Origin of the sequence: Niallia sp. NCCP-28, from assembly GCF_023168165.1 — a bacterium.
Lineage (GTDB): Bacteria > Bacillota > Bacilli > Bacillales > Cytobacillaceae > Niallia.
The window spans coordinates 184,578-210,303 of the sequence record NZ_BQYJ01000005.1; the positions used below are offsets into that span (position 1 = coordinate 184,578).

General features: G+C 34.4%; 23 protein-coding genes. 8 read left to right on the forward strand and 15 right to left on the reverse strand.

The features are described from left to right. The 9 genes from NCCP28_RS15795 to NCCP28_RS15835 all read right to left on the reverse strand — a co-directional run bounded on the left by NCCP28_RS15795 (position 1) and on the right by NCCP28_RS15835 (position 10,183). Entirely contained in the window at positions 1–876 is an 876-nt protein-coding gene (locus tag NCCP28_RS15795) for a branched-chain amino acid ABC transporter permease (protein ID WP_248562385.1), read from the reverse strand. 227 nt (positions 877–1,103) lie between these two features. Beyond that, positions 1,104–2,276, reverse strand: a complete 1,173-nt coding sequence (locus tag NCCP28_RS15800; protein ID WP_248562386.1) for an ABC transporter substrate-binding protein — start codon at positions 2,274–2,276, stop codon at positions 1,104–1,106. 790 nt (positions 2,277–3,066) lie between these two features. Continuing rightward, positions 3,067–3,363, reverse strand: a complete 297-nt coding sequence (locus NCCP28_RS15805) for a hypothetical protein (protein WP_248562387.1) — start codon at positions 3,361–3,363, stop codon at positions 3,067–3,069. Then, positions 3,360–4,343: a glycosyltransferase family 2 protein gene (locus NCCP28_RS15810; RefSeq protein ID WP_248562484.1), complete on the reverse strand. Its 984-nt coding sequence runs from the start codon at positions 4,341–4,343 to the stop codon at positions 3,360–3,362. The genes NCCP28_RS15805 and NCCP28_RS15810 overlap by 4 nt, the downstream gene beginning before the upstream one ends. Positions 4,344–4,557: 214 nt before the next feature. Then, complete coding sequence (locus NCCP28_RS15815; protein WP_248562388.1) at positions 4,558–5,376, reverse strand: ABC transporter permease; 819 nt, start codon at positions 5,374–5,376, stop codon at positions 4,558–4,560. A gap of 15 nt (positions 5,377–5,391) precedes the next feature. Beyond that, positions 5,392–6,162: an ABC transporter ATP-binding protein gene (locus NCCP28_RS15820; protein ID WP_248562389.1), complete on the reverse strand. Its 771-nt coding sequence runs from the start codon at positions 6,160–6,162 to the stop codon at positions 5,392–5,394. 106 nt (positions 6,163–6,268) lie between these two features. After that, positions 6,269–7,282: an ABC transporter substrate-binding protein gene (locus tag NCCP28_RS15825; protein WP_248562390.1), complete on the reverse strand. Its 1,014-nt coding sequence runs from the start codon at positions 7,280–7,282 to the stop codon at positions 6,269–6,271. A gap of 29 nt (positions 7,283–7,311) precedes the next feature. Continuing rightward, positions 7,312–8,748 carry an aryl-sulfate sulfotransferase gene (locus NCCP28_RS15830; protein WP_248562391.1) on the reverse strand — a complete coding sequence of 479 codons (1,437 nt, stop codon included), beginning with the start codon at positions 8,746–8,748 and terminating at the stop codon, positions 7,312–7,314. Positions 8,749–9,100: 352 nt separating this feature from the next. Further along, positions 9,101–10,183 carry an NAD(P)/FAD-dependent oxidoreductase gene (locus NCCP28_RS15835; RefSeq protein ID WP_248562392.1) on the reverse strand — a complete coding sequence of 361 codons (1,083 nt, stop codon included), beginning with the start codon at positions 10,181–10,183 and terminating at the stop codon, positions 9,101–9,103. 187 nt (positions 10,184–10,370) lie between these two features. Here NCCP28_RS15835 and NCCP28_RS15840 point away from each other — a divergent pair, with 187 nt between their 5' ends. The 4 genes from NCCP28_RS15840 to NCCP28_RS15855 all read left to right on the forward strand — a co-directional run bounded on the left by NCCP28_RS15840 (position 10,371) and on the right by NCCP28_RS15855 (position 14,228). Beyond that, a complete protein-coding gene (locus NCCP28_RS15840) occupies positions 10,371–11,216 on the forward strand; it encodes an ABC transporter ATP-binding protein (RefSeq protein ID WP_248562393.1) in 846 nt (281 codons plus the stop codon). Continuing rightward, positions 11,167–12,084: an iron-hydroxamate ABC transporter substrate-binding protein gene (locus NCCP28_RS15845; protein ID WP_248562394.1), complete on the forward strand. Its 918-nt coding sequence runs from the start codon at positions 11,167–11,169 to the stop codon at positions 12,082–12,084. The genes NCCP28_RS15840 and NCCP28_RS15845 overlap by 50 nt, the downstream gene beginning before the upstream one ends. Before the next feature lie 126 nt (positions 12,085–12,210). Beyond that, the gene (locus tag NCCP28_RS15850) at positions 12,211–13,218 is read left to right on the forward strand and encodes a FecCD family ABC transporter permease (RefSeq protein WP_248562395.1); all 1,008 of its coding nucleotides are present in this window, start codon (positions 12,211–12,213) and stop codon (positions 13,216–13,218) included. After that, positions 13,218–14,228 carry a FecCD family ABC transporter permease gene (locus NCCP28_RS15855; RefSeq protein ID WP_375709419.1) on the forward strand — a complete coding sequence of 337 codons (1,011 nt, stop codon included), beginning with the start codon at positions 13,218–13,220 and terminating at the stop codon, positions 14,226–14,228. Before NCCP28_RS15850 ends, NCCP28_RS15855 begins: the two co-directional genes overlap by 1 nt. 104 nt (positions 14,229–14,332) lie before the next feature. On the opposite strand, the gene NCCP28_RS15860 is transcribed toward NCCP28_RS15855, so the two are convergent. Then, a complete protein-coding gene (locus tag NCCP28_RS15860) occupies positions 14,333–15,541 on the reverse strand; it encodes a sensor histidine kinase (RefSeq protein ID WP_248562396.1) in 1,209 nt (402 codons plus the stop codon). Positions 15,542–15,774: 233 nt separating this feature from the next. On the opposite strand from NCCP28_RS15860, the gene NCCP28_RS15865 reads away from it, so the two are divergent. Beyond that, a complete protein-coding gene (locus NCCP28_RS15865; protein ID WP_248562397.1) occupies positions 15,775–16,812 on the forward strand; it encodes a PTS sugar transporter subunit IIC in 1,038 nt (345 codons plus the stop codon). Between the two features lie 201 nt (positions 16,813–17,013). On the opposite strand, the gene NCCP28_RS15870 is transcribed toward NCCP28_RS15865, so the two are convergent. Continuing rightward, the gene (locus tag NCCP28_RS15870; RefSeq protein WP_248562398.1) at positions 17,014–17,460 is read right to left on the reverse strand and encodes an RrF2 family transcriptional regulator; all 447 of its coding nucleotides are present in this window, start codon (positions 17,458–17,460) and stop codon (positions 17,014–17,016) included. A gap of 183 nt (positions 17,461–17,643) precedes the next feature. Here NCCP28_RS15870 and hmpA point away from each other — a divergent pair, with 183 nt between their 5' ends. Next, positions 17,644–18,858 carry an NO-inducible flavohemoprotein gene (gene hmpA, locus NCCP28_RS15875; RefSeq protein WP_248562399.1) on the forward strand — a complete coding sequence of 405 codons (1,215 nt, stop codon included), beginning with the start codon at positions 17,644–17,646 and terminating at the stop codon, positions 18,856–18,858. Positions 18,859–19,221: 363 nt separating this feature from the next. Next, on the forward strand, positions 19,222–20,145 hold the full coding sequence (locus NCCP28_RS15880; protein ID WP_248562400.1) for an iron-hydroxamate ABC transporter substrate-binding protein: 924 nt from the start codon (positions 19,222–19,224) through the stop codon (positions 20,143–20,145). Positions 20,146–20,184: 39 nt separating this feature from the next. Here the strand turns inward: NCCP28_RS15880 and NCCP28_RS15885 are convergent, their stop codons facing one another. The 3 genes from NCCP28_RS15885 to NCCP28_RS15895 form a co-directional block, all read right to left on the reverse strand. Beyond that, complete coding sequence (locus NCCP28_RS15885; RefSeq protein WP_248562401.1) at positions 20,185–20,472, reverse strand: YxcD family protein; 288 nt, start codon at positions 20,470–20,472, stop codon at positions 20,185–20,187. Continuing rightward, entirely contained in the window at positions 20,460–20,897 is a 438-nt protein-coding gene (locus NCCP28_RS15890) for a hypothetical protein (RefSeq protein WP_248562402.1), read from the reverse strand. Before NCCP28_RS15890 ends, NCCP28_RS15885 begins: the two co-directional genes overlap by 13 nt. Before the next feature lie 397 nt (positions 20,898–21,294). Further along, positions 21,295–22,197 (reverse strand): EamA family transporter, encoded by a 903-nt coding sequence (locus NCCP28_RS15895; protein WP_248562403.1) that lies wholly within the window; start codon positions 22,195–22,197, stop codon positions 21,295–21,297. 480 nt (positions 22,198–22,677) lie between these two features. On the opposite strand from NCCP28_RS15895, the gene NCCP28_RS15900 reads away from it, so the two are divergent. Then, on the forward strand, positions 22,678–24,141 hold the full coding sequence (locus NCCP28_RS15900; protein ID WP_248562404.1) for an NAD(P)-binding domain-containing protein: 1,464 nt from the start codon (positions 22,678–22,680) through the stop codon (positions 24,139–24,141). Positions 24,142–24,283: 142 nt separating this feature from the next. Here NCCP28_RS15900 and NCCP28_RS15905 read toward each other — a convergent pair whose 3' ends face one another. Further along, complete coding sequence (locus NCCP28_RS15905; RefSeq protein ID WP_248562405.1) at positions 24,284–25,609, reverse strand: globin-coupled sensor protein; 1,326 nt, start codon at positions 25,607–25,609, stop codon at positions 24,284–24,286. Positions 25,610–25,726 lie beyond the last annotated feature (117 nt).

Genomic DNA, 25,726 nt, shown 5'->3' on the forward strand with positions numbered 1-25,726 from the left:
CTACACTTTCTCTTTTGTATTCTTACCAAATATACCAGCAGGTTTGAAGATAAGAATTAAAATTAGAATAATAAATGCCGCAGCATCACGCCATAAAGAATAACCCATTGCACTTACAACTGTTTCCACAACACCAAGCAATAATCCGCCTACCATTGCTCCAGGAATAATTCCAATTCCCCCCAATACAGCAGCAACAAAGGCTTTTAATCCTGGAATAACCCCCATTAATGGCTCAATTTTTGTATAATATGCACCAAATATAACGCCTGCTGCACCTGCTAAGGCTGACCCAATTGCAAATGTAGCAGAAATAGTGCGATCAACATTAATACCCATTAATCTTGCTGCATCCATATCGTGAGAAACAGCTCTCATTGCTTTTCCTGTTTTTGTTTTGTGTACGATAAATTGCAAGATCAGCATTAATCCTATAGAAACGCCTAAGATCAACAATGATTTGCTGCTGATTTGGGCTCCAAATACATCAAATGTTTTTGTCGGCAGTACACTTGGATATGTTTCAAGCTGCGCTCCGCGAATATAAATAACCCCATATTCAATAAGTAGAGAAACTCCTATTGCTGTAATAAGTGCTGCAATCCTTGTTGCGTTGCGCAATCTTTTATAAGCAATCCGTTCAATTAATACACCAAACAAAGCACAAGCTGCCATCGATATAATAAGTGCCGGGAAAAAACCTAATCCCCATCCAGTAATAGCATAAAAACCAATAAATGCCCCCACCATAAATACATCGCCATGAGCAAAATTAATTAATTTTATAATTCCGTAAACCATTGTATATCCCAATGCGATAAGTGCATAAATGCTTCCCAATGATATACCATTCACCAGCTGCTGTAGCCACTCCATTTTATTCACTCCTTTTTAGCTAAAACGCAAGATTTTTTTGTGCAGGAAGCAAATAATACTTCTTTATACAAAACTTCCATCAGCTTTTTATGCTGATGGCTAATTGAAAGACGTATAAAATGCTACTTCCTTTCATTGCATAAAAAAGTAAATCCATTCCATTTATCTGTTCAAATGGAAAATAGGGAGGACAATCCCCCCCATTTTTCTTTCTCTTTAATTTCTATTTAAGGATTAACTTTTGTTTTAAATACTTGTTGTCCGTCTTTGTATTCTAGAACTGTTGCTGATTTAATTGGGTTATGATTTTTATCAATTGAAACAACCCCTGTGATTAAAGCTAAATCTTTTGTTTCAGCTAAAGCATTTTTGATTTTTTCTGAATCTGTGCTGTCAGCTCTTTCAATAGCATCTTTCAGCAAGTAAACAGAATCATATCCTAAAGCATTAAATGCATCTGGATTTTTATCTTTGTTTTCTTTTTTATATGCTGTTACAAACTTTTGAATTTTTTCATCTGGATCTTGAGATGAATAATGATTTGTAATGTACGTGTTATTTAATGCATCTTTGCCAGCAAGATCTACTAGTTTAGGAGAATCCCAACCGTCTGCTCCCATGAATGGAACAGTAATGCCCATTTCACGAGCTTGTTTAATAATTAAGCCAACTTCTTCATAGTAGCCTGGGATAAAAATAAAGTCAGGTTTTTTTGCTTTAATGCGTGTTAATGTAGAGCTAAAGTCAGTATCTTTTGCTACATATGCTTCTTCAGAAACAATGGAACCGCCATTTTCTTTAAATGTTTCTTTAAAAGACGCTGCTAACCCTTTTGCATAATCACTTGCGCTATCCGCAAAAATTGCTGCTTTTTTAATTTTCAAATCATTTGTAGCAAAGTTTGCTGCAACTGTCCCTTGGAACGGATCAATAAAAGATGTGCGGAATGCATAATCATTAACAGATCCATCATCATTTACCGTAACGTTTGGCGCAGTGCCTGACGGCGTCAATAAAACAGTCTTTTTATCATTAGCAATTTGAACTTGTGCAACTGTATCACCGCTTGTTGCAGCACCGATAATTGCTGTTACTTTATCTTGTGTAATTAGTTTAAGAGCAGCGTTTGTTGCTTCTGTTAAATCTGATTTATTGTCAACTTTTACTGTTTCAACTTTTTTGCCGTCAATCCCGCCATCTTTATTGATTTCAGCTACAGCTAAATCAATGCCGGATTCAAGAGATTGTCCATATGAAGCAACTGCTCCTGATAACTCTAGATTTACCCCTAATTTAATTGCATCCTCGTCTGAAGACTTAGAACCTCCAGCACTACAGCCCGAAAGGATACCTGCTGCCAATGTAGTAGTCATTAATAGCACTTTTAACTTTTTATTCATGTTAAGTTCCCCTTTTTCTATATTTTTAAGTATTCCGAAAATACAAAAACTTCAGAACACAGAGTGTATAATTTTTTCAAACACAATTGCTATTTTAGTACAAAGTTTTTAGTTTTGTCTAGTCCAATTTTTTACTAATCTAACTAATCTGAAAATTATATAGAAATAAAAAAATAATGCAGATTAAAGGATATCCTATCTAATAAACCTTTAATATGTTAGCTTAAAAAGAGTTTTCCTTTTTTTAACACTATCCTTATAGAATAATATCAGAAATTTTATTTATTTTTATTAATTATGAATTTTGTGTGAATATTATCATACCTCTTTTCTACAAAAATAATCAATACCTTCTATATACCAAATTAACGTTATATCTTCTTACAATATATCGATAATCCCTATAAAATAATTCTATTATTTCAATATACTTGTCACAACATCTATCATTTCAACCAAAAGTCAACCAGTCCAAAAGACACTTGTAGATTTTTGTAGTTATTTTACAATGCGTTTTTTTCCTCATTCAAATAAACATCTTGTTATAATTATGTTTTCATTATCTAACTAAATGTCATTTGTAGATTTTAGTATGTTTAAAAACAAAAAAATATAACAATTCTAGATTTCACTTGTTATATTTATTAACATAAATTATATTGATAAATATATTTTTCTATTAAATTATTTTCATTGAGCAGAAAAATATTCCTTTCTTATATGTAATAGGGGCAGATGAAGTAGCTTTATCATTATGCTGCTAAACCTTTACAAAAAAAGATGAATCCTCTTAATAGTTCTTAGACTTTAAGCGGTTCATCACTTTCATTCTGATATGAGGGTCTGTCATTCTTTTTCTGGCTGCAAAAAATATATAGCCCAATTGATATCGCAAATCTTTTTTTTGTATAAATTCAGCATACTTAAACCCATCTGCACCAATATAGCGATGCTCATACCAGTCTGCAGCAGAGCGGTATACTACTAATTCTGTTCCAGCTTTTTCTAATAAGTGCACCTTGTTTGCATTTAATGAAGGCCTCTCATAGGTATTTATATTTTTTCTTTTCGTTTTCATTTTTTTCAAAGAATAGCCCCCCTTATTGATCGAGCCAATTTAAGCAATTTCTTCAAATCCTGTTTTTTTGCTATATGTATGATGGAATGAAATCTCGGTTCTATCCCCTGCATTATTTCATCACTAATATGCGAATCAATAAATTTTTTTGTTTCTGCAAGCCAATCTCTCTTTTGCTCCTTTGTTCTTTTTTTGGAAAGCAGCTGCCTTCTTAGACGACTTGCATGAAAAAAGCGGTTAAGATAAGCAATTTTTAAATCCCGTTTATATAAATTGTTTAAATTGCTTTCATCAATGTATTTTAGTAATTGGTGGAAAGAATAAAAAAAATTTTTAGCCGGAAAATATTTCAAACTCAAATTTTCATTTCCTCTTGATACAACAAAATAATAATCATAATCAGCTAAAACAGTAATTACCTTTGCCTCTACATAGCATTGCATCACAAATAATTGATCTTCTCCCACCACAGCCTGCGGATTAAATAGAAATTGATGTTTATGCAAAAAAGAGACATTGAACATCTTATGAGGAGCCAATGAGTAAACCAAATTATCTTTTATAATATCAGCATTTGCGATATTGCCCTTTTTAAACATCGATTGAGGTACATTTCTTCCATTCACCCCAATATATTTTCCATATACCACATCAGATCGATTTTCTTGAGCTGCATTATACAGTCGCTCTAATGCTTCTTCTCCTAAGAAATCGTCGTTATCAAGGAACAGCAAATATTCTCCCCTAGCAGCCTGGATGGCGTCATTTCTCGGAATCATCGGCCCCCCTGAATTAGTTTCCCGTTCTATCAACACTAAGTTTGCCATTCTTATTTTAAATGATTCTATTACTTCCTTACTCTTATCAGTGGAACAGTCATTTACACAAATTACTTCAAACTCTCGGGAATTCATTGTTTGTTTCATTAATGAGTCTAGTGTTGCCTTTATATAATTTGCCGCATTGTAAACAGGAATAGCAACTGTCACTTTCAATTTTTACTCCTCCCTCCAAATTCATTTTTCCATTTTTTCTTTACTTTTATAACAAACGACAATATTAAATTAGATATAATTGCTGTTTTTTGATCTTATATAATTCTGAAAAGCAAAAAAACAAGTGTTCTATTAAAAATCTGCAATAGAATACTTGTTTTTTCATTTGATTAATAGCAACTTGACATTTTTCTCCTCTTCACAGAATTTAAGATACAATATTATATCGCTTTAAAAATTTCTTTCCTGTCCATGCAAATAATCTATCCATAAAAAAGCCCATCAATCCTAATACAACTAATCCAACAAAAATCCAATCAGTTTGGAAATATAATCTGGCATTCCAGATCATAAAGCCGATTCCTTCATTTGCTGCTACCATTTCCGCCCCTACAATTGCCATAAAAGAAGAACCCATTGCAAGCTTCGCCCCTGTAAAAATAAACGGAATGGCTGCTGGAATAACTACATAGCGCAATACTTGGAAATCAGATGCTCCCATACTTTTGGCTGATCGAATCTTATCCTCTGATATAGACAGTACTCCTGTTAGTGTATTAATTGTGACAACGAAAAATGTTGCATACATAATTAAAAATATTTTAGACTGCTCCCCTATTCCAAACCAAAGCATAAATAACGTAATAAAGGCCAATGGCGGAATAAAACGAACAAAGTTAATTAATGGTTCAACAAGTGCACGGAGCGTTCTATTGCTGCCGATAAATAATCCTAATGGAATAGCAATTAAATTCCCTAAAAACCAGCCAATCAGCACTCTAATAAAACTATAAGCCATATAAATGAATAAGGAACCATCCTTACTAAGTTCTATTGCTCCTTGTAAAGTCGCAAGAGGGCTGGGCAAAAATTGAGGATCTGAAAAGCGAGCTCCTATGCTCCAAACAAGCAATAAACCTACCCATGTTAAAATGCCAGTTTTTAATATTTTTTTCCAATAAATCTTTATGGATATTTTTTTTGCTATCGGCTTTATTTCTACTTCCTGCTGTACGATTGTTTTCATATGTTCACGCCCTCCTCAATCAAAATGCGACTGTACGACTTTATAATACTGGTTAAAATCAGGACTCGTAATTTCACGGGGATATGGCAATTTAATTTCATAGGAATGAGTAATCTTTGAGGAAGGTCCAATTGACATAATGCCGATATGCTGACCAAGCATTAGCGCCTCTTGAATATCATGGGTTACAAATATAATTGTTTTATTTGTTTCTTTCCATATTCTTATAAGTTCCTGTTGCATCGTACGCCTTGTCATTGCATCCAATGCCCCAAAAGGCTCATCCATTAATAAAATTTGTGGGTCATTTGCCAAGACGCGCGCCAATTGTACACGTTGTTTCATACCACCTGATATTTCACTGGGAAATTTATGATTATGCCCTAAAAGTCCCGCAAGCTCAATAAAATGATTAGCAACTTCCTTCCGCTTTGCTAATGGAATCTTCTTCATTTTCAGCCCAAACTCCACATTTTCCTCTACCGTCAGCCATGGAAATAATGCTGAATCAGCTGATTGAAAGACAAAACCCCGATTAGCTTTGCTTTCTTCATTCTCACCATTTACAGTTAACTCACCATCTGATTTTTCAATAAATCCTGCCAAAATATTCAGCAAAGTGGATTTACCGCATCCACTTGGCCCTAATAAGATATAAAATCCGCCTTGTTTTATCGTTAAATCAACATTTTCCAGAACATAGTTAGCTTGTCGTCCATCCTCTGAAAATGTTTTTGATAATCCTTTTAATACAATAGAAGGAGCTTTTTTTTGAATAACTGTCACTTTAACATCTCTCCTCTCTTTTATAATAGTCGCTTAGTGCATCAAAAAAGATGGTTGATTCGAATGAAATACATATTCATCCGAATCAACTCTATACAAAATCAAATTATTTTTTGTATGTTGCAGCTTCTGGAAAAGCATTTTGCAAAGCATCTAATGCTAGTTTATCTTCTAGGTTATAATCTTTTTTCAATAAACCTCGATCAAGAAGCCATTTTTTCATATCTGTCAGATGGTCAATATCCTCCTGAGTGAATTCAAGCGTATAATTGGAAGTTTTTAAATCACGCAATGTATCTTCTTTTTTGATCTTCAGCTCTTTATAGGCAATTTCTGCTGTTCCATCAGGATTTTCTTTTACATATGCTATGCCTTCTTTAATGGCCTTCAAAAGATTAACAATTGTTTCAGGATTTTTTTCAACAAATGTTTTATTTGCTACTAAATAGCTGCTCACAGAGACACCGGCAGAAGAAAGATCATCAATTTTATGTACACCTTTTATTGCTTTAAATTTCTCAAGCAAAGCTCCGCTAGCTAAAATAGCATCAATATCTCCCTTTTTGACCCCAACAATTGCTTCATCTGGTGTACTGTATGGAACATACTTGATATCTTTCTCATTTATTCCAAGATGCTCTAAATATTTCGCCCAATGGTACTCAAAAACAGTTCCTTTAGCTACACCAATTCGTTTCCCTTTTAATTGAGAGGGCTTTGCAATCCCCTCAACAGCTAAAAATTCTGATTTTTTAATTGTTTCATCTGTACTGTGTGTGAGAGATGAAAGCACAACCAGATCTCCTCGGTTTAGTGAATTTAATAGCGCATAATCAGCTGCCAATCCAGTATCTGTTTGTTCTGTTAATAATGCATTGATCGTATCAATTCCATATGCAAAATTTGAAATTTTCGGATCGATATCCTGTTTATTAAAGTATCCCTCTGAATTCGCGGCTCTAATTTGCAGGGAACCCCCTGCAGCTGTATCAATTCCTATCTTTACTTCCTTTAACTCCTTGCCGCTTTCGCTATTAGTGCTTGCAGACTGGCTAGAGCACCCCGCTAAAAGAATGGATGCTGCAAATCCAAAAGCAACAAGCTTAGATTTATGTTTCATAAAGAATTCCCCCTTAAAACTGCCTGTTATCATTTTGTCTCTTGTTCATCAAAACGCGCTACGCATAATGCCCCTTCTCCGATAGTTTGGGCTCCACTTACTTCTACTGCTGAATAAATACCGCTTGGAGCAGCATTTGGTACACGGAATGTCTCGATTTCCAAAGGCTTTATCGCTATTTCTTCTGGCTTATCAAGCTGCGGCACCCAATCATATGGAACTCTGTAGGCTCGATATACCATATTAGAATTGCGTTTGTTTTTGAAGGGAGAAATATACTCCCACACAATCTCATGTGCTGCAGTTACTTCAAAAATGCGGCCATTTGCCCCCTCTGTTATTAATGTATTGCCATTTTCCAATCGTTGCGCAGAACTGATATAAGGACTATAAAAACGATAGGAATCAGTTGGTGCTTGAAAGTTCGCTTCCTGCCCCGTATATTGCCAAACAATCTCCAATGTAGCTGGGTCTATTTCCAATACTCGGGAATAATCGCGCAGTGCATTTTTAGTTCCATCTAAAGATGATGGATTCGGCGATCCATATCCTCCCCAGCCTCCGTTATCAAATATTAATAGGTTTCCTTCTCCAGGCAACCCTTGTGGAATGATGTGAGCATGATGCTGTCCAATAATCCATCCTATATGCTTTAACTCATCGCTAGAATAGTCAGGGCCAATTTGCCATACAATTTTCCCTGATCGCTTGTCTGTTATGCCAATAATATTTGCTTCTCTCGCATCCCATATAATATTATCTGGATGAAACCTCTCATCTCCATTATCATAATGTCGATTTGGTCCAATTGCAGAAATAGAATTTATATGAAGCCAATCTCCAGACTCATTTTCGAAGAATCGCCGGTTAGGCTGTTCATATATTGTTTTTTTCGCTTGTTCATCAAATTGCAATTCATCAAAATGATCACTGAATGACCATTCCCAAACAATATTTCCATTCCAATCTACTTCTAGGATTACATCATCTAAAAGCTCATGTTTAGATATCTTGGAATTTGTTACATTCCGATGAGCAAGTATTAATGTATTCCCGCCATCAATTTTAGGCTCTTGTTCTGGTGCATAGTATCCAACGGGATTTCCCTCACGTTGATAATCATGGTGTGCCCTCGCAATCCATCTTCCTTCATATCCTGGGTCTTCTATAAACTCATGCTTATCAAATTTCCATACAATATTTCCATTAAAATCTACTTGGACAACATCTCCTTCATCCTGAAATCCATGCTCTGGATCTCTGTTGAATGTATGCCCTAATACATAGCCACCTGGGAAAATCTTATTTGGAAAACCGCGTAATCCTTTCCATAAATGAACTTCCTTTCCATTCATATCTATTAATAATGCTCCAAGATCTGGTGCTTGAAAAATAGTATATCCGCTCCATGCTTTATCTGGTGAATAGACTGTTGCGCCTGTTGGATAAATTGTTGGTAGTCCCATTATTACCACTCCTTAATTTTAGTTTTCTTATAAGTTTAATCGGTTTTAAAACAAACCCAGTCAACTGATATACTGCCCACCACTCCTAATTTGCTGTAAACCTTAAATAATCAAAAAGAGATCCAACAAAATGCATGCTAAGATAGGCTTTGCATTTCATTGAATCTCTAGTTATCTAGTCGATTCTTTTATTATTTATTTTTTGGTTTCTTCTTGAAAGTAATAATAACAGCAGAAAAAAAGAACGTCAATATTTTTTTGATTATTCTTATAAATTTACTTGGTATTAAGTTTTAGTTATTTTTAGAAAAAAACTGTCCGAACGCTCGTTCAGACAGTTTTCGGGAAATATCTACATTTTAACCTTCATCTTCGTACAATCATCGCATTGAATCATATTTTGTACTATCTCTCTATTTCTTTCTTTAAATACATCATTATGCGAAGATACCATTGCACTAGAGTTTGCCTCGGGCTGAATAAATTGTTTTGCCTTATTTACAGCATTTGCTGCATCTTGAAATGCACCTGAGATTAAATTTACTTTTCCATCGTGTTTTAATATATCACCAGCAGCAAATAAACCTGCTACTGAAGTTTCGCTCGCCGCACTGCCTGCAATATAAAAATCTTCAATCATATCTATATTCAAATCACTATTTTTCAACAAGGAAGAATCCATTTCATATCCATGATTGATGACAATCTCATCCACCTCTAATATTCTTGCTTCCCCAGTATGATTGTTTGTCAACTCCACAGACTCGATTAATTCATGATTATCCTTAGCAATCAGCTTTGTAATCGCGTTTTGGAAAATGCATTCCACAGATCCTTCCATCAGCTGCTTAGCATGTGCTTCATGTCCTGCAAAAGCATCTTTTCTGCATATAATATATACTTTTTTGGCAATCGGCTCTAATTCTAGAGCCCAATCTAGTGCAGAGTTCCCCCCACCTGAAATAACAACAACTTTATCTTTGAAGTGCATTAAAGATTTAACTGTATAATTTAAATTAGTCAACTCAAATCTTTCAGCGCCTTCAATTTTCAGCTTCTGTGGAGTCAATATTCCACTTCCAACTGCAACAATAACGGTTTTTGAATAATGCAATGCTCCTGATTCTGCTGTTAATACAAAAAGGCCTTCTTCATTTTTGGAGATAGAAGCAATTTTCGTATCAAGGGCAACTTCTGGCTTAAAGGTTAATCCCTGCTCGACAAGCTGCTCTCTTAAGCGAGCGCCGGGCAAAGGAGTTACTCCTCCAACATCCCATATCATTTTTTCTGGATATAAATGCAGCTTGCCGCCTAACTCTGGCAAAAATTCAATGATTTTCGTTTTCATTTCTCTAAGTCCACTATAAAAAGCAGAATATAATCCTGCTGGTCCTCCACCTATGATCGTCACATCGAATATATCTGCATTTTTCATTAATATGTCCTCTCCTTATAATCAATTATATTGATTATCATTCTCATTAAATAGAATTTTACCCTCTTTTTCGTTTTTTGACAATGGTATATTGACAGAAATATTAAACGATAATATTATTTAACTATTCATTATTGATTATCATTCTCATCGAGATGGTAAATACGGCTAATTCAAGGAGGCTATTATGGTTCGGCTATATACAGAAGATATCAGCATCGGCTATGGTGAGCGTTTAATTGTAAAAGATCTATGTGTAGAAATACCGGATAAAAAAATTACTACTATTATCGGCTCAAATGGATGTGGAAAATCCACTCTTTTAAAAGCAATTACCAGAATTATTCCCCACCAATCAGGTTCGGCTTTATTAGATGGAGAAGAAATTTCCAAAATAAATACAAAAACTTTAGCCAAAAAAATGGCCATTCTCCCACAAACACCAGAAAGCGTATCTGGATTAACTGTTGGAGAACTAGTATCATACGGCAGATTTCCTCATCAAAAGGGTTTCGGAAAATTAACAAAAAAAGATATAGAAGCCATTGATTGGGCATTAGATGTAACTGGTACTTCTGAATTTAAATATCGCTCTGTTGATGCACTTTCTGGCGGACAGAGACAGCGCGTATGGATAGCCATGGCCTTAGCTCAAGAAACAGATATCATTTTCCTTGATGAACCAACAACGTATCTAGATATGGCTCACCAACTGGAAGTACTCGAATGCTTGCAAAAGTTAAATCGTGAGCAAGATCGCACCATTATTATGGTTCTTCATGATTTAAACCAAGCTGCACGCTTTGCTGATTATATTATCGCCTTGAAAGAGGGGCAAGTCGTAAAAGCAGGAAATTGTGAAGAAGTAATTACACACGAGGTGTTAGAAAAAGTTTTTCAAATTGATGCTGTAATAGGACGGGATCCAAGAACAAAAAAACCTATGTGTCTTACTTATCATTTAATTAAGGGAGAAAACAACGATGAAGAAGCTTTTAGCTCCATTTATTCTAATCTTAGCGTTAGTTATTAGTGCATGCGGCAATACAAATGAAAAAAACAGCAAGGAAAATGAAAAAGAAGCATCAGGAACCATTACCTATCAGTCGCAAGATGGTCCAATTGAAGTACCTAAAAACCCACAGCGTGTTGTAGTATTATCATCATTTGCTGGAAGTGTTATGTCATTAGGCGTTAATGTAGTGGGAGTGGACTCCTGGTCAAAGGCAAACCCTCGTTTTGCAGAGGGCTTAAAAGATGCTGAAGAAATATCCGATGAGAATATAGAAAAAATAATTGAATTAAATCCAGATTTAATTATTGGGTTAGACAATGTTAAAAATATGGATAAATTAAAGAAAATTGCACCGACTGTAACTTTTACCTATGGAAAAGTTGATTATCTTACACAACATTTAGAAATTGGAAAAGTTTTAAACAAAGAGAAAGAAGCACAGGACTGGATCAATGACTTTAAAGAACGTGCAGCGAGTGCCGGAAAAGAGATTAAAGCAAAAATTGGTGAAGATGCAACGGTAACTGTTGTTGAAAATTTCAATAAGCAAATGTATGTATTCGGAAATAACTGGGGTCGCGGAACAGAAATCCTTTATCAGGAAATGGGACTAAAAATGCCGGAAAAAGTAGAAAAAATGGCACTTAAAGATGGCTATTATGCTATTTCATCAGAAGTTCTGCCCGAATACGTAGGAGATTATCTGGTAGTCAGCAAATATAATGATCAGGATAACTCCTTCCAAAATACAGAAACATACAAAAATATGTCAGCAGTAAAGAACAATCATGTTTTTGAAGCAAATGCAAGCGAGTTCTACTTTAATGATCCACTTACACTCGATTTTCAATTGGACTTCTTCAAAGAGCATTTTTTAGAAAAATAATTATTTTATCAAAATCACAAAAGCATACCCAAAAGTAGCATTTTCTATAAAAGAATTGCTACTTTCTTTTTAGGATTTAAACTCTTAATTAATTATACTGCCAAACTACAGAAAGAAAGATGATAAATGACAAAAAACACTACCTTTAGCCAGTTCATTGCATGGAAATTTATATTAGCAATCCTTTTATTTATCGCCGTATTTTTTGTCTCAATGGTTTTTGGTGCAGCAGATACGTCTATTAAAGATGTTTGGCTGGCTCTTACTACTAAAATAAAAAGCGATAATATAACGCTTCTTCGCGAAATTCGACTACCAAGAGAGATTGGAGCTATTACCGTAGGGGCAGCTCTTGCCGTATCTGGAGCCATTATGCAGGGAATTACGCGAAACCCTTTAGCTGATCCAGGCTTATTGGGCCTAACCGCAGGAGGAAACTTTGCCCTTGCTTTAACTTTAGCGTTTATTCCATCTGCCAATTATTTCAGTATAATGATTGCTTGTTTTATCGGAGCAGCTCTTGGCACCCTGCTGGTTTTTGGAATTGGAGCTGTTAAAAAGCAGGGATTATCTCCCTTTAAGCTCATTCTGGCAGGATCCGCCATTTCTGCCTTCTTAACAGCAGTTGCAGAGGGAATTGGTCTTATTTTTAAATTATCCAAAAATATTTCTATGTGGACGTCTGGCGGTTTAATAGGTACTGCTTGGGGACAACTGCAGCTCATTATTCCTTTTATTCTAATTGGAATATTCATATCCTGTTTCCTTTCACGCCAACTGACTATTTTAAGTTTAAGCGAAGAAGTAGCCGTAGGTTTAGGTCAAAAAACAAAATATGTCAAAATTATTCTGTTTATTGTCATTACAGTTCTAGCAGGAGCCTCCGTTGCACTTGTTGGCAATATGGCTTTTATCGGACTCATGATTCCGCATATTGTACGAGCTATCGTAGGAACAGATTATCGTTATATTATTCCAATGTCAGCTATTTTTGGTGGAACGTTTATGCTAGCTGCCGATACATTAGGAAGAATAATTAATGCCCCTTATGAAACGCCAGTTGCCGCAATTGTAGCCATGCTAGGATTGCCTTTCTTCTTGCTTATTGTCAATAAAGGAGGAAAAGGGTACTGATGATACATCCAAATGTTATAAAAAAACAACGATTAGCCTTAATTATATTATCTATATTAACTATTTTTACGATTTTTACCAGTTTAGGCATGGGAGCTTCTTCCTTATCCTATAACCGTTTGTTGCCTACCTTTTTAGGAAATGGCACTTTTAAAGAAGAATTTGTGCTCTTTTCCATTCGTTTGCCCAGAATTATCATTACTTTTTTAGCTGGTGTGGCTCTTGCTCTTTCTGGTGCTATTTTGCAGAGCATCACACGAAATGACTTAGCTGAACCTGGTATTATCGGCATTAACTCTGGAGCTGGTGTCGCTGTAGCAGTATTCTTCTTATTTTTCCCTATAGAAGCAGGCAGCTTTACCTATTTGATCCCTATATTTGCATTTGCTGGTGCCTTTTTTACTTCCGTGCTTATTTACTTTTTCTCTTATAAGCGCGCTACCGGTTTTCAGCCAATTAGACTTGTATTAGTAGGTGTGGGCTTTTCTATGGCACTTTCAGGAATAATGATTGTTCTTATCTCTTCAGCAGATCGTGAAAAGGTGAATTTTATTGCTAAGTGGCTTTCCGGAAATATTTGGGGATCTGATTGGATTTTTATTTACTCTATCCTTCCATGGCTGATTATACTTATTCCATTTGTTTTTTATAAAGCAAAACGATTAGATCTCTTAAGTTTAAATGAGCCTGTTGTGATTGGACTTGGCGTATCAATCAATAAAGAAAGAATAACCTTGCTTATTGCAGCAATCGCCTTAGCTTCTGCCGCCGTTTCTGTTGCAGGAAGCATCTTCTTTATCGGCTTAATGGCGCCACATATTGCAAAGGCGCTAGTTGGTCCCAGAAATCAACTATTTCTTCCTGTTGCCATGCTTATCGGCGGGTGGCTTCTTTTATTGGCTGATACCATTGGCCGAAATATAGTGGATCCAGATGGAATTCCAGCAGGTATTGTGGTGGCTTTTATTGGAGCTCCCTATTTTATCTATTTGTTATTAAAAAATGATTAGTGAATATTTCTTCTATTATCAGCTTAAATTTCCATACATTGAAAAAAATAAAGGGCAAAGAGACTATTGAAGTCGCTTTGCCCTTTATTTTTCTTCCGTAATCTTTATCTCCTACTACATGAAGGCAGTTTAACCGCTACAGCAGTGCCTTTCCCCTTTTTGCTATTAATATCTATCGTTCCTTGATATTTAAGAACTATATTATAACAAATCATCATTCCAAGCCCAGTACCCTTGCTCTTTAATGAATAGAAAGGAGTGCCAAGAGATCGCAGCTCTTCCTTTGTCATTCCATTCCCTCTATCGATTACTTCTATCCATATCTGTTTGCCTTTTTCTCTATTCTTAATTACAATAGTCTGCCCGTGACTAGATGCTTCAATAGCATTTTTTATTATATTAATAAACAGTTGTTTAAATTCCATTATATTCATGCAAGTATAACAGTCGCTTTCAAGCTCTAAAAAAAATTCACTATCATTTAAGTAGCTATAAGATTTCATTAAATCCACTATATTGCGAAGTTCCTGATTTACATCAATAATTTCTTCACTTTTTTCCCCTGTATCTGGTTTTGCTACCATTAAAAATTGCGAGATTACTTTTTCAGCCATATTCAATTCATCCATCATTAAACGATAATTGTCTTTTCTATCTGAAGGAGTGGAAACATCTGATTCATATAATTGCAGAAAACCTTTTACAACAGTCAACGGATTTCTTATTTCATGCGCAACGGCTGCAGCAAGCTGCCATGTTGTCTTAAGTTTTTCTGATTGCTGCAATTGTTCATAATATAACTGCTGTTTTTTTATGCGTATAAGTGTAAGCCAAAAAATAAAAAATAGCAAAAGTTGACTTCCAAGAAAATTCATAGCATTCCCGATAATATCTGTCTTCATATAATTAAATGCTGGGTTGCTTTCGAATAAAATAATATAGCTGGAAATAGCAGAATATAACAGGCCATTTAAAACAGCAGAAAAATAAAATAACTTGGCATCAAAAAATAAAATAGATATCAATGGTATTAAACAAATAAATATAAAACTAGACCAAGTTTCTGGATAAATATAAAAAATAGAGTAAAAGTAAATAGTGCCTAAAAGTATAATGAATATCTTCATTAAAAAAGTTTCATGTTTTGGGTAAACAAACAGTACAATAGCAAGCACAATAATTAATGCCCCTAAAAATAAATATTCTGCTGTAGACTTGCCATGACTTGATATAATTGCTAATGCCATAAACGCAATGATGGCTTTAATAAAATGATAATAATACTTTATATTAATCTCCCTATATCTTTCCATTTATAAACACCTTTAATCCTAGGAGTGAAGTTCTGTCTATTTATTGTAACAAACAGACAAACCATTTGGAATATTTTATTAAAATAACCATTTAATTCAAAGTTATATGTATATAACTTTTTTCACAAATGACTCTTTCTTGCGTTGAAGTGTTAAAAAATAATTGTTGACGATTTTCTGAATATTTTTTATAATTAACTCCAAAATAATGAATGCGATTGGAGCAATTTGGCATGAAAGAGTTTTTCAATAAATTATTAACAGGAATGAGCATTGGTATTGTTGTATCATTAATCCCTAATGCCTTATTAGGAGAAATCTTAAAATTGCTGATTCCTAGCTTTCCCTTTTTACAGCATATATTAGATATTACAACTATTATAATGAGCCTTCTTCCCGTTATGATTGGAGTCATGATTGGTGTGTCCTTTAAATTAACAGCTATTCAAACTGCAAGTGTTGGAATAGCTGCAATGGTTGGCAGCGGCGCTATTCAAAAAACCGCCGATGGCTTATTTGCATTAAATGGAATTGGCATTGTAGTCAACACAGGGATTACTGCCGCATTAACAGTTTTATTTGTGAAATTTGTCGGCAATCGATTAAAAGAATATTCTATTCTATTACTTCCGACCCTAAGCATTCTTATTCCTGGTATGATAGGCTATTTGATTTTGCCTTACATGAAATCAACTACTGGCTTAATTGGTGTTGCCATTGCTAAAACAACATCACTCCAACCAGTCATCATGAGCATTATTATTTCTGTGATTTTCTGTATTATCATTTTATCACCTATATCAACAGTTGGGGTCGCCACCGTTATCTCCCTATCTGGAATTGGGTCAGGTGCTGCCAATTTAGGCATTGTCGCTGCAGGCATTGGTCTGGCAATTGCCAGCTATAAAGCTAATGCACTAGGGACAGCATTAGCACATGTATTAGGATCCCCCAAAATACAAATGCGCAACTTTTTTATGAAGCCTAAGATTATTATTCCTATGCTAATTACAGCAGCTGTTTTAGGCGCACTTGCAGGCATGTTAAATATTCAAGGCACCCCATATAGTGCGGGATTTGGATTATCTGGTCTGGTAGGCCCACTTAATTATATGCACTTAGCAGCTGGCGGCTGGACCACCCAAAATATAACGATTATGGTTACGACTTTCTTCATTCTTCCAATTTTATTAAATTCAGTTCTTATTTATATATTCTCTAGAAAATTAAAAATGATTAAATCAGAAGACTATAAATTGCACTTTGATTGATACAAAAAAGGGGCGTCCCAAAAGCCAGTAAATAATGACTTTTGGGTACAGCCCCTTTCATTTGCTATCCTGCTAGGAAATGCATAAGCAACTATTTTTCTTATCAATATTTCTAAGATACTTGCTTCTTATTCATTTATGAGCCAAATTGTTTCATGTGAAACAATTTGGCTCTCTATTATTGTTTTGCTAATGCCCTTTTCATACAGTACTCTGTTTTACAGATAAATATTGCTTCAGCAACACATTATTTTGAATAACATCTTCCAAAGTATATTGATCAAGTACACTCATAAATTGGTTTAACGCCTCATTTAATATGTGCTTTAATGAACAAACAGGGGTAATAACACACTTGCTTCCACTTTCAAAACACTCCACCAAATAAAAATCTTCTTCTGTTTTCCGGACAACCTCTCCCATATTAATCTCTGCTGGATTCATCGCTAAGCGCATACCTCCATTTCTCCCTCTAACTGTTTCAATATAGCCCATTTTTCCCAAGTTATAGATAACTTTCATTAAATGATTTTTAGAAATACTGTAGGTCTCTGCTATTTCTTTTATATTGACCAACTTTTCTTCTGTATTTGTTCCTAAATAAATAAGCACTCTTAATGAGTAGTCAGTATAGCTAGTTAGCCTCACGGTTATTCCTCCTATCTTGATTATATTTTTACGTTTTAAATAGTGTAAATGTGAACATTTTGTTAACTTATCTAAATAAAGATTTAAAAGATGTATTTTAAATATTGCTTTTAGGTTTTTTTAGTTTTAGTATAAAAGCATAAAAGATGTATTTTAAATACTACTTTAAAAGGAGTTATTTGTATGCTATCACAAAAAACAATTGAAATCATTAAATCAACCGTTCCCGTTTTAGAAGTGCACGGCACAAAAATTACTACTGTTTTCTATAAAAATATGTTTGAAGCTCACCCGGAATTACTAAACATTTTTAACCATACCAACCAAAAGCAAGGCAGACAACAAACTGCTCTTGCGAACACAGTTCTGGCTGCCGCAAAAAATATTGATAAACTTGAAACTATTATTCCAGTTGTACAGCAAATTGCTCATAAACACCGCAGTTTAGCAGTAAAGGCAGAACATTATCCAATTGTAGGACAATTTCTTCTTCAATCTATTAAAGAAGTTCTTGGAGACGCTGCGACAGATGAAATTATTAATGCATGGGCAGAAGCTTATGGTGTCATTGCAGAAGTCTTTATCAATATAGAAAAAGAAATGTATGCAGAAGCAAAAAATCAAGAAGATGGCTGGTCTGATTATAAAAACTTTAAAATAATTGATAAAGTCATAGAAAGCGAATGCATTACATCCTTTTATTTAGCAGCAGAAGATGGCAGTTTTCTTCCAGAATTCAAACCAGGGCAATATATTTCTATCCGTATTTCTATTCCAGGGGAGCAATTTTTATTTAATCGTCAATATAGCTTATCCACTTCCCCAAATAAAAAATACTATCGTATTTCTGTAAAAAGAGAAGCCGAAACCTCTAAACCTGCAGGTATGGTATCCAACTATCTTCATGATCAAATAGATATTGGAGATATAATAGAAGTTACAGCACCTGCCGGAGAGTTCACTTTAAACAGCCTTTCAGAAAACAAAAAGCTTGTTTTCTTAAGCGGAGGCGTTGGAATCACTCCATTTATGAGTATGATAAATGACATAGCTGAAAAACAATTAAATCTTGAAATAGACTTTATTCATGCTGCTAGAAACGGGAAGGTTCAAGCATTTAAAAAAGAGCTGCAAGAATTGGAAGGTAAACTGTCAAATTTCTATCTATCTTATTTATACGACAATCCTTCTGAAGAAGATCAAAAGGATATCCATTTCCGCAAAGCAGGCTTTATTGATACAGAATGGCTAAAAAGCAATATTGCAAATAAAAACGCCGACTATTATATATGCGGGCCTGTTCCATTTTTAAGAAATACTATAAGCAGTTTAAAAGAAATTGGTGTGGATGATGCTTCTATTCATTACGAATTTTTTGGCCCATCTGTAAATCTTTAAAATAAAAAAACAGCATTAACAAGAGAATAATTTTTATATCGACAGCCTGAAAGTCTGCATTTTTGACTTTGTCTACACTCTAAGAGGTTCTATTCATAGAATCTCTTTTTTCTAATAAAATAAAAGAACATTAATGATAGAAAAGCTAACATTTAATAATTAATTTTATTCTATTATATTATTTTTCTTCATGCCAGATTAAAAGTGACAAAAATCAGAAAATATATTGACAATCTATAAAACTGACCTTATATTTAAAACGTTAATAACATTGATAATCATTATCATTTTATCACAGTTATTTAATTTAATGATTATTAACCATTAAACTACTTAAAATACATATAAGATGGGGGAACAAGCATGAAGAAGTTGTTATTTCCGGTTATTCTACTGTTGATTTTAGCTTTAAGCGCATGTGGAAGCAGCTCAGAAGAAAAGAAAAGCACTGCTAAAAAGGAAGAAAAAGAAGAATTTTTTACATATGAATCAGAAACAGGCCCTGTTGAGGTTCCAACCGAACCAAAACGCGTCGTTCTTTTATCTGGATTTACAGGAAATGTTTTAAAATTAGGTGTAAATATTGTCGGGGTGGACGTTTGGTCTAAATCAAATCCTCGCTTCGAAAAAGAATTAAAAGAGGCAGAAGAAGTTTCAGACGAAAACTTAGAAAAAATTATCGAATTAGAACCAGATTTAATTATTGGTTTATCTAATATTAAAAATATTGATAAACTAAAAGAAATAGCACCAACTGTTACCTATACTTGGGGCAAATTAGATTATTTAAGTCAACATATTGAATTAGGAAAGCTTTTAAATAAAGAAAAAGAGGCAACTGCTTGGGTAGATGATTTTAAACAGCGTGCACAGGAAGCTGGAGAAAAAGTAAAGGGAAAAATTGGTGAAGATGCTACTGTTACCGTAATGGAAGGTTATGATAAAGACCTCTATGTATTCGGAAACAACTGGGCACGCGGAACGGAGATATTGTATCAGGCAATGCAATTGAAAATGCCTGAAAAAGTCAAAAAAGATGCATTAAAAGCTGGCTACTATACAATATCTGCGGAAGTAATTCCAGATTATGCAGGAGACTATATTATATTCAGCAAATATTCTAGTGCAGATAACTCCTTCCAAGAATCGGAAACTTATAAAAATATTCCAGCAGTTAAAAATAATCGCGTGCTTGAAATAGACGGAGAATCTTCTTCTTTCACAGATCCTTATACACTCGATGATCAATTAAAAACATTTGAAAAATTCTTTTTAGAAAGCAAATAACAAAAACAACCAAAGTGCACTATGCACTTTGGTTGTTTTTTATTGGGTCACAGCAATAATGCCCATCTCATCATCAAGCTCTAGCTTTATTCCGATATACGGATCAATATGCATATATTCATCCATCCATAAACGCAATGCTTCTATTATATTCTGTGTAATTAATATCTGCTTGCGCCCGTCAACATATGTTTCTGCGGAAAATCCATAATCATCATCATACATTAGTTCTACTTCTACCTCTTCTGGTTTTACTTGTTTTTTGCGAGAAGTATATACACATAAAGCATTAATAATATCTTGTTCAGATATAATTAGTTTCTCCATGGATTCGCTTCTTCTTTCTTTTTATTTTTAAAGTACGCAAATATTTTGCGGATGATGCCAATTAACAAAATAATTGCGAATACATTAATCATAAATCCTAAAATAGACCCTAATATCCCCATGTTGGCAAATAAACTTCCAAATAATAATCCTGCTAGACCACCAACCATTAAGCCTTTCATTAAGCCGCCAGAAAAGAAACCTTTGTTTGATTTAGTTGCAGTTTTAGTATCATTCGACTTTTTCTTTTGAAAAAAAGAATTTGCATTTGAATTATTTGTATTACTATTCGACTGATTAAAGCTCTTTTTTCCTGATTTATAGGACTTCGCCTCAACAGTTTTTATTTGATCTTGAACTATCACACTTCCTAGTGGCGAAAACATAATAGTAAAGGTAAGCAGTGCCGCAAATAATTTTTTCATATCCGAAATTCCTCCATTATTTTAAATATTATCTATTGCTTATGTTTTATCTTTCCCTTAAAGATTAGATATTTTCTCCCTCCTACAAAAGAAATGATCTGCTGTTTTGCCTAAAAAACAAAAAAACCTTCACCATATAATTGGTAAAGGTTTATATTAGACATATTTATCCCTTTACCATGTAGGCAAAGGTCTCGCAAACAACGCATTGTTGCCAGCTAGGCCGGTGATTGAAGAAATCACGTATTGACGACATAACTGTTAGCTACTCCCCTTTGGAGTATTTTATTGTTACGTTTATTCTAGTATAAAGAAATTTACCCGTCAAGTAAAAGCCATTTTCTATATAATGTGTTATTGATGCACGGCAATCTTTATAGAGTGTCTATATCCCTCCCTATGCTACATGGGTTATTTGCTGTTGCCTTTTTTTCTTTATAAAGTACACATTTGGAACAATAATCCCAATCAAAATAAGAACAATGCCAATCCATTGTAATCCTGATACTGTTTCATGCAAAAATATAATAGAAGCAATAGCCACTACTGGCAGCTCTACACTGCTTAAAATAGTCCCAAGTCCTGCGCCTACTTTAGGGGCTCCTATTGAAAAGCAAATCACCGGAAGTACAACACCGAATAAACCAAGAAAAACTCCATACTTCCATAGACCTTCTAAAAGAGCACCATTTAAGATAAATGTTGGAGGAAATGCACTACAGATTATAATAGCGGCTCCTGTTGTCATATAAAAACTTTTTGTGTAAGCTGGAACTCTTGTGGCAATACGACTATTAAAAAAGATATTTAACGCGAAAAAGCAGGCTGCCAATAAACCAAAGATTACACCACTTGCCGAATAATATAAGGAACTGCCGTTAAAAATTCCTCCAGCAAAAAGAGTCCCAATAAATAGAATAGAAATAGACAGCCATTTATCTTTTCCTGGGAATTTTTTATTGGAAATAGCTTCAATAATGACGCCAATCCATGTGAATTGAAATAAAAAAACAATTGCAATGGAAGCCGATAATTCCTTTACAGCAAAACCGTAAGTAATGCCTGTTAAACTCATTGGAATACCTGCCAGCAATAAGGAAAATATTAATTTTTTGGATAAACGAAACTTTGATGAAACAAGCACTACTAAAAAGAGTCCTAACCAGCCAAATAAATATTGCCCTCCCACTAATTCATTAACAGTAAAACCATTTTCCATTCCCAGTTTAATGGCTGTTGAAAGCAAACCATAACTAATCGCTCCAGCGAGTACGAAGAACGAGTACTTTAACTTATTCATGATAAAGATTCCTCCATTCATTTGATTTATTCCCCTTTGCTCCTTTTTACGCAAAAAAACCCATCATCCTAATAAATAGGATAATGGGTGAACGAAACAGAGTCAGACTCTACAAAATTTCACCACTCGCTTAAAAAACGAGTTTGCGAATTCTTATTGATACTTCTATATGTTATTTTATCAAGTTACTTAAAAAACGGTCAATGTGAAATTTAAATGTCTGAAAATAGATACTTTTCGAAATTAAAACTAATTTTCATAAATCAAGACTGGTTTATATAACTAAAAATTTATAGAAAATTTAGATATATTAAACATACACTTAAATTATAGAAATGATAAGATATGAACAAGAAATAAATTTGTTATTAAAACTAACATTTGCATGTTATAAAAACGAACATATAATTAACTAACATTATAGCACTTTTGAGATGGCAATTTATTTTGCAGTAAGAAAAAAGAAAGGATGATTCGTATATGAGCTTAGAAGCATTAAATGAAAGAGTGAAGACAGATTTAGCCTATCTTAACTTTGGAGGCCCAGATTGGGTTCGTCCTATTCAACATCCTGCAGGTCATGTTTATGATGTAGTTATCGTTGGAGGGGGACAAAGTGGATTAGGTATAGCTTTTGGTCTTTTACGTGAGCGAATCTCTAATATTCTTATAATTGATGAAAATAAAGAAGGGTTAGAAGGACCTTGGGAAACCTATGCTCGCATGGTTACGCTGCGCACACCTAAACATTTAACATCCATTGACCTTGGTGTTCCTTCCTTAACATTCCGATCTTTTTGGGAAGCACAAACTGGTATAGAGGGCTGGGAAAAAATAGATAAAATTCCTAAAGGAGACTGGATGAATTATTTGCGTTGGTATCGCCAAGTGCTTCAGCTTCCTGTCCTTAATGAAGTAACACTAAATGATATTGAGCCAGATGAAACAGGAATCCATAAGCTGCATATTGGAGGAACAGGAGCACCAAGCGATAAACTTCTTGCCCGTAAAGTAATCCTTGCGACCGGTATTCAAGGCGGCGGAGAATGGCATGTCCCATCATTTATATCAGATAAACTTCCAAAAACTCTTTATGCACATACTTCAAAAGATATAGATTTTAAAAAACTAAAAGGGAAAAAGATTGCTATTTTAGGCGGTGGCGCATCAGCATACGATAACGCAAATTTCGCATTATCTGAAGGAGTAGGAGAAGCGCATGTATTTGTTCGCAGAAAAGAAATGCCTCGCATCAATCCAATTCGACAAATGGAAATATCCGGTTTAATAGAAAGATTTCCTGTGCTGTCCGACAGCGAAAAATATACGGCAATTTCCCATTTTTTCAAACATAATCAGCCGCCAACAAATGATACATTTAACCGTGCAACATCTTGGCCTGGATTTAATCTTCATTTAGGCGCTCCATGGCTGGATGTAGAAGCAACAATAGATGGTGCAGTAGTAACAACACCACAAGGAAAGTTCACTTTTGATTTTCTTGTCATTAGTACAGGTTTATTGACAGATCCTGGATTGCGTCCAGAATTAAAACGTGTTGAAAAGCATATTGCGCGTTGGGGCGATCGTTACCAAGCACCTGAGGACATTGCTAATCCACTGCTTGATGCACATCCATATTTAAGCCCTGGCTTCTCCTTCTTAAGCCGTGGTAAAGAAGGGGAAAAACTATTGTATGGCCTGTTTGCCTTTAATTATTCTGCCTTGATTAGCTGTGGTTTAGCAGCATCTGCTCTTTCAGGCATGCGCTATGGTATCCCAAGGATTGTATCTTCCGTTGCAGACGAGCTTTTTCTTGATCATAAAAATGAAAGTTTACAGGAATTCCTTACTTATGATGTAGAAGAGTTTATAGGAGAATGGCCGCCAAAAAAGGATTCTGAAGATGTAGCCTCTCCCTCTAATACGCAAACCATCTCCTAAGAATATATACTATCGTTCTCATTAAATTATAAGCTTGGAAGCAGAGGAACAACTTAAAATATATAGGCATTCCTCTGCTTCCAAGCTAAAAATCATCTAAACCGGCAATTTTTTATGATAAACAACATGCTTATATTGTTTCTTAATTTAATCGTTGCTGAAAACGTTCAGATATTTGATTTAACTCCTCTGTAGACAATGCTACTTTTGTTGCCATATCATCTATATCTTTTATCCCTATAGCCATATCCTGTATTTCCTTTTCCATTCTTTTATTTTGATCCTTTGTTTCAATCATTGCTTTCAGGATCTCAGCAAAGTACTTATCTGTATCACCCATCCCCTTCATTCCTTGTGCAACTAAAGCATTTACCTTATCAAGGGAAACGGCCACATTCATAACTTGCTGATTTGTTTTTCCAATTAACTTTGCCACATTTTCTGTAGATTGTTTCGTTTGATCTGATAATTTTCGAATTTCATTTGCTACCACGGCAAAACCCTTGCCATGCTCACCTGCTCTGGCAGCTTCAATAGATGCATTAAGTGATAAAAGATTCGTTTGACTAGCAATATTGCTTACAATCTGTATCACTTCAATAATCTGCTCCGATATTTGCTGAAGTTTTTGAGAATCTCTTTTAATAGCGGACATGCTTTCATCGATATCCTCCATATTTCTGCTTTGTTCATCTAGCTGCAGCTTTCCTTCTTGGGAATACTGTTCAGATTGATTAGCAAGATCTAACCCCACTTGAGCTAGGGAAACTATATTATCTGATTGAACATTTAATTGGTTGATTGATAAACTTGTAGCATTAGCTATTGCTGCTAGGCCCTCTGCTGTTATGCTTACTTCTTTTATAAAATCATCTTTTTGCCTTTCATAAACTGCGTGAATCTTTTTATTCTCTTCCTCATAAGCTTCTAAAACTATTTGCTCCTCAAAGTTAATTAACTTTCCTATAACCGTAATTGCCATCACTAAATCATTTCGGTCAGCGAATATGCTCTCCACCAGTCTTATTAAAGAATTAAATAAATCTTGGAATGCTGACATATACCATTTTGTTTCTAATCCTATTCTTACATGTACCTGAGCAATTCTTTTTCTCTTTTCCAGAAACTCTTCATTGATATCTCCATTAAACAATTCAATAATATGGACCTTCAATGTTTTTTTTAATCTATCTACACTACTATGCTTTTCAATGATGGCTAACAAATTAGGCTGTTTTGTAATATTCTCATAAAACTCCTCTGTCACCCAATCAATATTTTTCTCCACAATTGGTTTAATTGCTTTAACCAGTTTTAAATCTTTTTCTGTTAAATTAATAATCTGAAGTTGCCAGTTCAACTCACTCTTACTAGAAATGGAAATATTCCCATTTAAAGATTTTGCTTGTTCTATTAAACTTGTTTGTTCTGTTCCTTTGTTCCACTTAAAAAATTCCTGCAGTCCCATGATCTAATTCTCCTTTTTTCCCTTCGTTTCTTCTAATAAATTAAAGCTGCTTTCTAAAAGATAGTTGTTTTTCAGATAATTCCAATGAATAAATCCAGTGTTAAAACAGATTGGTTG

Bases quoted from the DNA above. Each gene is read 5' to 3' on its own strand.
- NCCP28_RS15900 (WP_248562404.1), top strand. From the start codon at position 22,678: ATGAGCTTAGAAGCATTAAATGAAAGAGTGAAGACAGATTTAGCCTAT.
- NCCP28_RS15855 (WP_375709419.1), top strand. From the start codon at position 13,218: ATGATACATCCAAATGTTATAAAAAAACAACGATTAGCCTTAATTATA.
- NCCP28_RS15815 (WP_248562388.1), bottom strand. From the start codon at position 5,376: ATGAAAACAATCGTACAGCAGGAAGTAGAAATAAAGCCGATAGCAAAA.
- NCCP28_RS15860 (WP_248562396.1), bottom strand. From the start codon at position 15,541: ATGGAAAGATATAGGGAGATTAATATAAAGTATTATTATCATTTTATT.
- NCCP28_RS15895 (WP_248562403.1), bottom strand. From the start codon at position 22,197: ATGAATAAGTTAAAGTACTCGTTCTTCGTACTCGCTGGAGCGATTAGT.
- hmpA (WP_248562399.1), top strand. From the start codon at position 17,644: ATGCTATCACAAAAAACAATTGAAATCATTAAATCAACCGTTCCCGTT.
- NCCP28_RS15830 (WP_248562391.1), bottom strand. From the start codon at position 8,748: ATGGGACTACCAACAATTTATCCAACAGGCGCAACAGTCTATTCACCA.
- NCCP28_RS15865 (WP_248562397.1), top strand. From the start codon at position 15,775: ATGAAAGAGTTTTTCAATAAATTATTAACAGGAATGAGCATTGGTATT.
- NCCP28_RS15890 (WP_248562402.1), bottom strand. From the start codon at position 20,897: ATGAAAAAATTATTTGCGGCACTGCTTACCTTTACTATTATGTTTTCG.
- NCCP28_RS15800 (WP_248562386.1), bottom strand. From the start codon at position 2,276: ATGAATAAAAAGTTAAAAGTGCTATTAATGACTACTACATTGGCAGCA.
- NCCP28_RS15905 (WP_248562405.1), bottom strand. From the start codon at position 25,609: ATGGGACTGCAGGAATTTTTTAAGTGGAACAAAGGAACAGAACAAACA.
- NCCP28_RS15795 (WP_248562385.1), bottom strand. From the start codon at position 876: ATGGAGTGGCTACAGCAGCTGGTGAATGGTATATCATTGGGAAGCATT.
- NCCP28_RS15835 (WP_248562392.1), bottom strand. From the start codon at position 10,183: ATGAAAAATGCAGATATATTCGATGTGACGATCATAGGTGGAGGACCA.
- NCCP28_RS15845 (WP_248562394.1), top strand. From the start codon at position 11,167: ATGAAGAAGCTTTTAGCTCCATTTATTCTAATCTTAGCGTTAGTTATT.
- NCCP28_RS15880 (WP_248562400.1), top strand. From the start codon at position 19,222: ATGAAGAAGTTGTTATTTCCGGTTATTCTACTGTTGATTTTAGCTTTA.
- NCCP28_RS15885 (WP_248562401.1), bottom strand. From the start codon at position 20,472: ATGGAGAAACTAATTATATCTGAACAAGATATTATTAATGCTTTATGT.
- NCCP28_RS15850 (WP_248562395.1), top strand. From the start codon at position 12,211: ATGACAAAAAACACTACCTTTAGCCAGTTCATTGCATGGAAATTTATA.
- NCCP28_RS15825 (WP_248562390.1), bottom strand. From the start codon at position 7,282: ATGAAACATAAATCTAAGCTTGTTGCTTTTGGATTTGCAGCATCCATT.
- NCCP28_RS15840 (WP_248562393.1), top strand. From the start codon at position 10,371: ATGGTTCGGCTATATACAGAAGATATCAGCATCGGCTATGGTGAGCGT.